At 46.6% G+C, this 11,707-nt stretch carries 8 protein-coding genes and 1 pseudogene; 2 read left to right on the top strand and 7 right to left on the bottom strand.

What is annotated here, in order from left to right; translation table 11 throughout:
* Positions 1-82: 82 nt before the first annotated feature.
* From AC2IBB_RS06150 to typA, 7 genes and pseudogenes are all read right to left on the bottom strand, one after another.
* Positions 83-883: a DUF547 domain-containing protein gene (locus AC2IBB_RS06150; protein ID WP_486332022.1), complete on the bottom strand. Its 801-nt coding sequence runs from the start codon at positions 881-883 to the stop codon at positions 83-85.
* Between the two features lie 23 nt (positions 884-906).
* Positions 907-1,827 (bottom strand): CYTH domain-containing protein, encoded by a 921-nt coding sequence (locus AC2IBB_RS06145; RefSeq protein ID WP_486332021.1) that lies wholly within the window; start codon positions 1,825-1,827, stop codon positions 907-909.
* Between the two features lie 39 nt (positions 1,828-1,866).
* Positions 1,867-2,637 (bottom strand): annotated as a pseudogene (locus AC2IBB_RS06140) (IS5 family transposase).
* 176 nt (positions 2,638-2,813) lie between these two features.
* On the bottom strand, positions 2,814-3,779 hold the full coding sequence (locus AC2IBB_RS06135) for a porin (RefSeq protein WP_486332020.1): 966 nt from the start codon (positions 3,777-3,779) through the stop codon (positions 2,814-2,816).
* Positions 3,780-4,514: 735 nt separating this feature from the next.
* Complete coding sequence (gene dtd / locus AC2IBB_RS06130; protein ID WP_486332019.1) at positions 4,515-4,955, bottom strand: D-aminoacyl-tRNA deacylase; 441 nt, start codon at positions 4,953-4,955, stop codon at positions 4,515-4,517.
* 93 nt (positions 4,956-5,048) lie between these two features.
* Positions 5,049-6,008 carry a prolyl aminopeptidase gene (gene pip, locus AC2IBB_RS06125; protein ID WP_486332018.1) on the bottom strand — a complete coding sequence of 320 codons (960 nt, stop codon included), beginning with the start codon at positions 6,006-6,008 and terminating at the stop codon, positions 5,049-5,051.
* A gap of 99 nt (positions 6,009-6,107) precedes the next feature.
* Positions 6,108-7,934, bottom strand: coding sequence for a translational GTPase TypA (gene typA / locus AC2IBB_RS06120; RefSeq protein WP_486332017.1), 1,827 nt, complete (start codon positions 7,932-7,934; stop codon positions 6,108-6,110).
* Positions 7,935-8,342: 408 nt separating this feature from the next.
* Between typA and AC2IBB_RS06115 the strand changes: the two genes are divergently transcribed.
* Positions 8,343-9,602 carry a GAF domain-containing sensor histidine kinase gene (locus tag AC2IBB_RS06115; protein WP_486332016.1) on the top strand — a complete coding sequence of 420 codons (1,260 nt, stop codon included), beginning with the start codon at positions 8,343-8,345 and terminating at the stop codon, positions 9,600-9,602.
* 550 nt (positions 9,603-10,152) lie between these two features.
* Positions 10,153-11,559: a glutamate--ammonia ligase gene (glnA, locus tag AC2IBB_RS06110; RefSeq protein WP_127968597.1), complete on the top strand. Its 1,407-nt coding sequence runs from the start codon at positions 10,153-10,155 to the stop codon at positions 11,557-11,559.
* Positions 11,560-11,707: the final 148 nt, after the last annotated feature.

Raw genomic sequence — 11,707 nt, 5'->3', positions numbered from 1 at the left:
GACCAAAATTTCTTTTGTTCAGGATAGCACGATAAGAATCGTAGCTACCGCTTCTATACGCGACATAACCCAGCGCTATCACTTACCAATCGTTCTTGGCTAACGCTCGTTTCAATTCTGAACGACTCAAAGTGGCGTTAACATTCCAGTTATACGGCAAATCCGCGGAAAACTTAATGCCTACGGGCAGGTCTTGGCGATACTTACGGACAAATGCTTCAACCCCACCCACTACTGCAAAGTCGTCCTCAAACCAACCAAATATACTGGACAAATGGACAACACCATTTTCAATGACTATCCCTTTGTTATCCTGCATTAAGTATTTTTGGGATTGTTGCTCTAGTTGCAAATCGAGTTTATTTGCGGTGTAAGGTTCAAGTCGCAAGTCTGGGCAACTCATAGATGCACAATTAAGGGCCATATGGATCCTTGGGTCCCCCATCTTACGCAAAACCTCATGCTCCAAATAACGCAGGGTCACCGTCTCTCCACACAACACTCCCGCATCAAATGTCCAGACCGGCTTAAAGAAAGAGCCTAACGATTTAAGCTTTATGACTGGCCAATTATCGACCACCATCTTAATTGCGAGGATATTATAGCCATTCAGATAAAAGGCCATGCGCTCTTCATGAGTCTCAAGCTCAGACAAAGGAAAGGTAGCGATTTGCTCAACTAATTTGGCAAATTTCTCATTCCCCTTCAATGCCACGTAGTCTACAAAGTTCGCATCCATATACTCTTTGTGACCAGGTTTGACATACTGCTGAAGTAGTTCTGAGTATGCCGCCCAATCTGGCTCTTTGGCGTTTGCTGTAAATGCACCTAAAACAGCTAATCCAACACATAAGAAACAAATAGACCTCAAATTGAGACGCATACTCTTCCCCTCTGAAAACAGAATCAGCCTGCTAGCTCCCTCCTCAGCACTTCTAAACCTATCAAGCCAGGTGCTGTAGAGTTAAGTACATATTCTGAAAAACCAACCTCTTGCTCTCTACTCAACCACTCAAACAAAGACTCAACTTCCGCTTTAACTAACCGTCCCACATTATTTCCCTTGAGACCACTTAAAGTCAGCAATGAACTTATCCCCGCCATACATTCAACGTACTTGCACCAATCCTTAGCCTCGCCTTCGGCTATAGCGTCCATATAGCATGCCAATTCATCAATTAATTCATCGAGCAGCATACTTATCGTGCGCTCAAGATCATACTCTCGCTCCGGCGCAACTATTCCCGCAAGACTGTATCCACGGGCCGCCTTACTTTTCTTACTCAACCAACAAGGGACTTGCTTAGCGAAAGACTCCGCAATCATCAGTACCGGAAATAGATCGCCTTCTTTAAGCTCAATTTCAACTTCTGCTATCGGCTTAACAGCATCAGGACAGCAAATCTCACCAGCATCCAAAGCCAGCTCGAATAAACTCCCTCCTACCTCTACCAACCATCTTTTACGTTCAAAGTTGGTTTCAAACACAGGCGTCAAGCTATCCAACTCGATATTTTTGACAACACCTATCTCCGAAAGTTTCGGTATATCTAACTTATTTTCTGACAACTGCCAGTTCCACTCATCCCGGACATGTAAACCAGCTACATTTTTGCCGCCCCCCTTCAGCGTTTGCTCCCATACCTCACCGAGATTTCGTAGCCTCAAAGCAATCCTTGCACGCTGCATGGCAAAGTCAGAAGTATCGTAATACACGTTGTGGAGCACGGAGCTTGAGCTAGGGGCCCCCCAAAGAACAGTGAGGTCAGAGAGCACTTTTGCTAACGCCTGATGAGGAAAGGAAAACTTAAGCTCGATCTCTTTCATGGCACATATCCTTAATTTCACCTAGGGTGTGTTGACGTTTCACATCGGCAACCATAAATACCCACAAGCCATGGTTACCATACTTTCATAGTTCCTCTTCAACTTGTCATACCTCGTCGCGATGGCCCGGTACTGTTTGAGTCGGGCGAAGGCGTTCTCCACTAAATGGCGACACTTGTATAAGCCCTAATCCATATCGTCATTGCCTTTGACAGAGTTTCGCTTTCTCGGTATCACAGCCCTGGCTCCCTTCCTTTCGATCTGTGCCCGCACTCGTTCACTGTCGTAGCCTTTGTCTCCGACAACCGCTTCTGACGAGGGGAGCCTTTCAATTAACTCCGCCGCTGCCGTACAGTCATTGTACTTCGCCTCCTGTGATCTCAAATTCCACAGGAAGACCATAGGCATCCACGGCCAGATGCACTTTCGCGGTATTCTACGCCAAGGCGTAGACCTGCCCGCCCGACTCTTACAATCGCCTGAGGCTCTTCCGTACAAGCTCCAGCGCTATGCTGATGGGCCTTCACATAGCTACCATCAATAAACTCCCATTCCAGATCCGGCTCGCGGATCAAGCCTCGGAAGATCCTCAACCACTTGCCCTGGGCAGACCAGGAATTGAATTTTTTGAACACCGAATTCCAGTCGCCAAACTGCCCAGGCAAGCCTCGTCAGGAACACCCCGTCCGCATTCGGTACAACATGCCTTCCACCATCATTCGTAGTGTGGGCTTGTTATAGATTCGCTCTTGCAGCATGACCTCTCTTCAGCCTCGACCAAAGCTCGTCGCTGAGCATCAATCGGGGCATCGCAAACTCGTCTTGTTGTTGGTGTGGGAACCGCAATATGACGAGTTTGCACCTATCTATCACCTATGACGAGACGTCAACACACCCTAGGACTTTTATATTCTCAACTTTGTTTTGGGCAAAAAAAAACCGGCTCGACGAGCCGGTTTTCTTTCTGAAAAAGCTTTCAGACAATATTAGAACGCGTAGGTTGCGCCAACATTGAAAGTTTCGATGTCAGTGTCGTCACCACCACCTGCTGGCTCTCTTGTCAACATGTCATATTCAACATATACATACATGTTGTCAGACAGGTTGTGCAGAGCTTGCAGAGTGATTTCGCTATCTTCAGCATCGCTCTCGTAATCGTTCATACCATATGCAACAGCAAACTGAGTCGCACCCATGGTGTATACACCACCCAGCGCCCAAAAATCCCTGTTCTCGTCTTGAGTTTCGAACTGGCCAATTACTTTAAAGTCACCAAACTTGTACGAACCAGACAAACCAATTACATCTTCACCACCATCCAAATCATTAATGGCGTAGCCTAATACAACTTGCAATGCATCCATTTCGTATTTAGCAGCGATAGAAGCTGTGTAATCAGAACCACCTTCCAAAGACTTAGTTACACCAACGGTGAAACCACTAAAGCTAGGAGAGTAGTAGTGCAGAGTATCGCCTTCATCCATACCTGCAACATCACCAGCTACACCAACGGACTCGAAGAAGTCGATTTGGTCAACCCACTCATATACAGTGTCTTCGGAACCAATCAAAACAGTACCGAAGTCGCCCTTAGCGCCGATATACGCTTCATCTAGTTCGAAAGAGTTTGTATTGCCACCTTCGTTAGTTTGTGGATTATTCTTGTCGTCAGCATTGAAATCAAATTCCGCTTTCAGGAAGCCTTCAACGCCTGGCATAATTTCATGCTTATGCTTGAAACCGATAGTAGAACCATTGTCGGCAAAATCCGTATTACTTGACTCAGAGGAGCCATCATCAACGTTTTGATATGATTGAACCAACTGAATGTTACCGTAAACGGTAGGCATGGAATCTAAACGAGCAGCCAGCTCAGAAGCTGGATCCATCGCAAAAGTGGTAGAAGAAATCGTTGCAGCGGCAACAGCTGAAGCGATCAAAGTCTTTTTCATTTCGTCTTCCTTTTGTGTGTTAAATCAACTTCTTTCGAAGGTTGATGGTTAAAAGCCACATTTTTCTTTATGTAGGCGAAAATTTTCGCCAATTTATAGTTCGTGATTATGTCAACTTAATGACATTTTTCAATCCGATGTTTTGTCTATATCAAAGCCTCCTTTTTCGCCGTACCCCATCAGTTTTCAAATGTTGATAGACTTTCGTAGATCAGGCCTCTTCACAGAGGTCTACATTTCTTCACTGAAGGTCAGCCAAAAAGGCTTAAATTCCCACCCTATCAACAACTTACCATCAAGGTTCTGACAGTTTTTTTGCAGAGAGGCAAAAAATCCTTACAAACAACGGGTTATGCAACTTTCCTAAACAAGAAAATTAATAACCATATGTAATACAATGTTGTCGTTTTTGCAACCAAAAAGTGCCGACTAGACATTCTTTTTTGTAACAGAAGCCAGCTTCTTTGACCTTTAAATGGCAGCGGGCAAAGCTCCAAAAACTTTTAAAAAACCTAAATAATCAAGCGCTTATATCGGCAGCCGACTAAACATCACATTTCCACAAGCCGCCACCCTACTATGAGGTATACATAGAAGCGCACCAGTACTATACCAAAGGAAATAAATTATTGGGCCACCTACCCCATAGTGGATTTCCGAAACCCGGGCGCACTTGAAACCCAGCATATTTCGAAACAGCACCTCAACAAAAAAGGCTTTAACTTCAACAGCATCCTATTCTACACGCAGCATAAAAGTTGTCGGGCCAATATTGTTTGACGTTATCTCCATATCTCCACCAAACTTCCCCGTTTTCACACAACCAAGCACTACAGAGGCCTTTTCAATAAAGTAGTTATAAAGCCTCTCTCCTATCTCAGGCGAAGCAGCAGAAGAAAAGCTGGGGCGCATCCCTTTCTTTGTATCAGCAGCCAGTGTGAACTGAGATACAACCAACAACTCTCCCCCCACATCTTTGAGACTCAAGTTCATTTTGTTATCCGCATCAATAAAGATACGATACCCGAGAACTCTTTCTAGCAACCTTTCCGCCTGACGCTCAGTATCATTTGGCTCAACCGCCAAAAGCAAAAGAACACCTTCTCCTATAGAGCTAATGAACTGACCATCCGCTTTTACGGCGGCATGCGCAACACGTTGCACTAGTCCAATCATTTAGTACGCTCGCGCTTAATTCTTAAAGAACTGTTACAGCCTTTTTAAACATTTGCGGCATTAAAACTGCCTACTACTTAACTGTCAATAGGACTAGCCATTTAGTTTCGATATGCCGCCAATTCTATCCGCCATAGAGCCAATAGCTTTGATCAGAGCATCCACCATTGCTGGGTCTCTTGCAGAGTGGCCTGCGTCTCGAATAATGTAGAAGTCACTACCCGCCCAGTTTTGGTGCAAATCAAATGCTCTAGCCATGGGCGAAATAGCATCGTAGCGACCGTGGACAATAATGCCAGGAATTTCCTTGAGCTGGAGGTCAAAACTCACAGAGACAGACCTCATCTCTTGATAGAACTTGCAGCCTAGCTTCGCTAAAGAAATAGCCTGATGGGGGTGGGTCAGTCTATCCACAAGATCCTGACATGGGTGCAAAGTGGAGATCTTGGCCATCCATGCCGCCCATTGCTTTGCAGCCTGAATCTGAAGCAACTCATTCGCACCGCTTAAATACTTTGAGAAGTAGCTCAATATTTTTTCCACATTCCCTCTCGGACAATCCTTCATAACCTCATGCCACGTATCAGGAAACATTTTCGGGGCGCCATCCGCCAACATCCATGAAACACCCGCTTCATCGGCAACAAAGTAACCAGCAATCACCATCCCTAATATCGTTTCAGGGTGAGCACTGGCGTACTGTTGCGACAAGAAACCGCCCCACCCCATCCCAATTAGCATCCACTTTTCTATACCTAGATGCTGCCTTGCTCTCTCTATATCCTGAACGAGAGAATCAAGGCTATTGTGAGCAGTTTCAGCCAGTGGAGTGGATTTACCGCAGCCACGCTGGTCCATCATGATGATACGAAATCTTTCAGAATCAAGAAGGCGACGGCAGAAGGGGTCCGAGCCGTACCCTGGCCCGTCATGCACAAACAACACTGGCAGCCCGTCTTTATTACCGGACTCCTCAATATAAATTGTGTGAAGATTATCTACAGAAAGGAAGTGTTCTTTATGGGGCTTTAGATCTGGGTATAAGGTGAGCATTCGGCTTTTCCAGCATTGTCCTTTAACTCGAAAGAACTATAGCACTCTGTGGAAAAGCCGAAAACTTTCTAGATCACTTTATCCAATTAGTTTTGGATTTTAGTCTTTGTTACGGTCTGCGCGCTTACGCTCATGCTCTTTCAGCAATTTCTTGCGAATCCTGATGTTGCTGGGCGTCACTTCAACCAATTCATCATCTTCAACAAACTCTAACGCCTGCTCCAAAGAGAAACGAATCGGCGGAGTCAGAAGAATATTTTCGTCCGTACCTGCTGCGCGAATATTGGTCAACTGCTTGGCTTTGGTTGGATTAACAACCAAATCGTTATCTCGGCTATGCAAACCGATAATCATACCTTCGTAGACTTCGATGTTTGGATCTACAAACAGACGACCGCGGTCCTGCAGATTAAATAGTGCGTACGCCAATACTTTACCCGCTACGTTGGAGATAAGAACGCCATTGTTACGCTCAACGTTCACGCCTTCTTTCACAGGACCGTAATGATCGAAAATGTGGGTCAGAATGCCTGTGCCTGAAGTCATGGTGAGGAACTGAGAACGGAAACCGATCAGACCGCGAGAAGGTACAACAAATTCTAGACGCGTGCGTCCTTTGCCATCTGGAATCATGTTAACCAGTTCACCGCGGCGCAGGCCCATTACCTCCATGATCGATCCCTGGTGCTCATCTTCCACGTCGATGATAACCTGCTCGTAAGGCTCAACTTTCTGCCCGTCAATTTCTCTCACGATAACTTCTGGACGAGAAACGCCTAACTCAAATCCTTCGCGACGCATGGTTTCGATCAATACGGACAAATGCAATTCGCCGCGACCAGATACGACGAATTTATCAGGAGAGTCACCTTGCTCTACACGCAAAGCTACGTTGTACAGCAACTCTTTCTCCAGGCGTTCCTTGATATTTCTACTGGTGACGAACTTCCCTTCTTTACCTGCGAACGGGGAGTCGTTGACCTGGAATGTCATGCTCACGGTTGGCTCGTCAACGATCAACGCAGGGAGAGCCTCTGGACGCTCTGGGCTGCATAGTGTATCGGATATATTCAGCTCATCCAGACCAGTAATACAGATAATGTCCCCTGCTTCCGCTTCAGGCACATCTACTCGCTGCAGGCCGTGATAGCCCATTACCGTCAATACGCGACCATTACGCTTGCCGCCATCGCGATCAACTACGACAACGGGCGTATTGGTTTTTACTTTACCGCGCGAAACGCGTCCAATTCCGATAACGCCAACGTAGCTGTTGTAATCGAGGGCGCTGATCTGCATTTGGAAGGGACCACTGACGTCTACGGAAGGCGCAGGAACTTTATCAACCACCATTTCAAACAAAGGAGTCATATCCTGCTGTAATGCGTCTGGATCAAACCCTGCGATACCGTTTAATGCTGATGCGTAAATAACAGGGAAGTCCAACTGCTCTTCCGTAGCGCCAAGACGATCAAACAAATCCATCACTTCTCCAACTACCCAGTCAGGGCGCGCACCGGGACGGTCAACTTTATTAACCACTACTATTGGCTTCAGGCCACGTGCAAACGCCTTTTGGGTCACGAAGCGAGTTTGCGGCATAGGACCATCGACGGCATCGACGAGCAGGAGAACAGAGTCAACCATAGACAAAACACGTTCAACTTCACCGCCAAAGTCAGCGTGCCCAGGTGTGTCAACGATATTAATTCGGTAGTCATTCCACTTGATGGCGGTATTTTTCGCCAATATAGTAATACCACGCTCACGCTCCTGATCATTGGAGTCCATGACGCGTTCAGCATCCATGTCTTTACGGCCCAGGGTGCCCGACTGCTGAAGGAGTTTGTCAACCAGAGTGGTTTTACCGTGGTCAACGTGGGCAATAATTGCGATGTTACGTAAGTTGTTGATACTAGATGACATTAAGCGTACTCAACCTTGATTGGATTCAGAATTTGTACACAATAATGTACGCATTCTCAAAACTACCGACTGAGCAAATTTTAGTCAGTCCGGCATAAAAAAGCGGTCAATTATAGAGCTATCTTTGTTAAGTTCCTAAGACTATTTCTTAATAATAAGTAGATTTTACGCTTACGGCGAAAATTTCACCTTCCAGCAGCGCACCGCTTTATATTACTCATCTACCTCAAAAGCTATCATTTGCACCAAAATAGTGCGCACATCAATAGATTTCCCGGTCGTTACTCACATCATTAAAAGTAGTCAGTAGATCTAGAGAGCACCACACCAGAATTGACAACTCAGGCGCCAATCACGCCCTCATCTATACTTAGTTAAGCGCCTGACTCAAAGCTTAAGGATAGCTCCATGGAATACCCATCATTTGTGGAAGACAGTGTTTATATCGGAATGGATGACAGCGTTCCAGAAATTGAGCAGCTGCGGGCGATGGTCAGCAACCTGACACGAGTCCACCTTCTCTGCGCCAATAAGTATGAGAGCTTTGACGAGCTAATACGCGAATACATTAACGCAGGCATTGAAGTTTTTAATCTTGAGACGGGCATCGTAAGTGAAATTACAGCAGAGGGAGTCTATAAAGTTTGCGATGTCGTCAGCCCGCTTGAGGTACTCGAAAAGGGACAGGAATTCCCTCTTGAAGACACCTATTGTCGTGAAGTTTATAAGAGCGAGAGAGTGATTGGCTTTCCTGAAGTCGGCATTCTCAACTATATGAACTGTCACCCGGTTTACAAAAACCTCAAGTTAGAGGCTTACCTGTCCGCCCCCATCTATGTTGGCGACAAGCTTTTCGGGACCTTTAATTTCACATCGACAACTCCTCGCGCTCGCGGCTTTTCTCAGCATGAGCACAACCTGATTCTGATACTCGCCAATTCAATCGGAGCTTATATTCAGCTGCGCAACAAGGAGGATCGCCTGATAGCGCTCAACGACAAAATGAAGCGATTCGTGGGGTATGTCGCTCACGACCTACGGAACCCCCTCGGAGCCATCCTTGGATTCGCAAAGCTTGCCATTCGAGAGGGCCTTGAGAAAGAGCAAATAAGAAGTTTGACCAGCAGGATTATAGCTCCTACCGAACGCGCCCTGGAACTTGTCTCAACTATCCTTGAGAGCGCCGCATTGAGTACTGGCAAGATCACACTTAACATCAGTGAGCATGGCTTCAAAGAGATCCTGGACATGTCTTTGGAGTCCGTTATCGATTTTGCAGAAGATTCGCAGATAAGCATAGAAGTCAAAGCGCATCCAGGCATACGCCTTGAGTGTGATCAAAACCGCCTTATTCAGAGTCTGAACAACTTATTAATCAACGCCATCAAATACTCACCTAGCAATGGAAAAATCCTTGTCGAGGCAGAAAAAATAAAAGGCGACTGCGTCATTACAATATGCAACCTTAAAGTAGCGGCATCACGGCTTAAAAAGATAAATGAAAGCTCAATTTACAAATCTGTGGGCTTCGGCCTGGAGATAGTAAAAGAAGTACTGATCGCACATAACGGCGCGCTAAAAGCGGAAGATGGCGAAAAACAGTATCGCGTCATTATGACACTGCCAATCAGATCTCCTATTGCCAAGTCGCCTAATGAAGTGAGGTAGCTCATATATGGCGTAACTGCGAGTAGGCCATCCTCTTGAGGCATGCTAATACCGAAGCGATTGAAGGAGGGAAAGAATGTAATCAGCTATTTCAGCGTCTCCGCTTTCAGCCCAGGACAGAATTAAGACTAAAGACGCGGCGTTACATCTGGCCTCAGAGCCTTTTTCTACATCTGCATACACCCTCTCGAAAAATTATCTATCCTTAGCCTGATACCAAAATGGTGCACGACGCCCCAAAAGCGCACAGACACCCATTTTCATGCACCAATACTGTGCAAACATGTAAGAAGCGCAGGTTGAGCTTTTCACACCAATTTTAAAACATCGTTAAAAAACAAAATGTTATACAGCAAAAATCTCTTGGCAAATAAATTGCTAATTAGGAAAACCAGAAGCAACTGACCACGAGGCGTGATAGTATTTTTGCGCTCGTTAGACTTCCCGGAACGCTCTCCCCTCCACGGGTCTGTTTCATGGTGGCGAGGATACACTACTGCAGTGTTTCGGTTTCACCTCAACATAAATAAAATCTTACGGAGTAACTGGAATGTCAGAGAAAACTCTGAATCTTATTAAAGAGCACGAAGTTAAATGGGTTGACATGCGCTTTACCGACACCAAAGGCAAAGAGCAGCACGTGACTATCCCTGCTAGCGAAATCTCTCCGGAATTCTTTCAAGAAGGCAAAATGTTTGACGGTTCCTCCATCGCTGGTTGGAAAGGCATCAACGAATCAGACATGATCCTGCTAGCGGACGATGAAACTGCAGTTATTGATCCGTTCACAGAAGAAACCACTCTGAACCTGACTTGTAACATCATCGAACCCACCACCATGCAGGGTTACAACCGCGACCCACGCTCTATCGCCCAGCGCGCGGAAGAGTACCTGAAGTCCACGGGCATTGCGGACACTGTTCTGTTCGGACCAGAGCCTGAGTTTTTCATCTTCGACAGCGTAAAATGGAAGTCCGACATCAACGGAGCCATGTACGAAATCTACTCTGAAGAAGCCGCCTGGGTATCTGGCGACGACTTCGAGAAGAATAACGTGGGTCACCGTCCTGGCGTAAAAGGCGGCTACTTCCCTGTACCTCCAGTAGACTCTCTGCATGACTTGCGTGGCGCGATGTGTGCAGCGATGGAGTCAATGGGCTTGACCATCGAAGTTCATCACCACGAAGTAGGCACCGCCGGTCAGTGCGAAATCGGCGTAGGCGCTAACACGCTGACCCGTAAAGCTGACGAAGTGCAAATCCTGAAGTACTGCGTTCATAACGTAGCGCATGCTTACGGCAAAACCGCAACCTTTATGCCCAAGCCTCTGGTTGGCGATAACGGCTCCGGCATGCACTGCCACCAGTCTCTGTCTAAAGACGGTAAGAATATTTTCTCTGGCGACGGCTATGCAGGCCTGAGTGACACGGCTCTCTACTATATCGGCGGCATTATCAAGCACGCTCGTGTACTGAACGCCTTCACCAACCCGTCCACCAACGCTTACAAACGTCTGGTTCCAGGCTTTGAAGCCCCAGTTATGCTGGCGTACTCCGCTCGCAACCGTTCCGCTTCCATCCGTATTCCTTTCGTGACTAACCCGAAAGCCCGCCGGATCGAAGTTCGCTTCCCTGACCCATCCGCCAACCCTTACTTAGCGTTCGCAGCCATGTTGATGGCCGGCCTGGACGGCATCCAGAACAAGATCCACCCTGGCGACGCCATGGATAAGGACCTGTACGATCTGCCGAAAGAAGAAGCAATGAACATCCCAACTGTTTGTAGCTCTCTGTCTCAAGCTCTGGACTATGCCGAGAAGGACTTCGAGTTCCTGACCAAAGGCGACGTATTCACCAAAGACATGATCGAAGCTTATATTGAGTTGAAGCGTAAAGAAGTAGAACGTCTGGACATGACCACTCACCCGGTCGAATTCGAGATGTACTACTCTGTATAATCCGCTGCGTAGTTATTAATCAGGCAGACAAATAGCTTCCTTCTATTTGTCTGCAACGACAGGACCTGCCTGTCTCCCGCGACTAACCGCCGCACAGGCGCATCCATGCGCCTCTTTATTGACATCCCAATATCATGGCCATGTTAAT

This window comes from Hahella sp. NS-SX17 (genome assembly GCF_057367735.1).
This window is presented reverse-complemented; position numbering and strand designations above follow the sequence as displayed.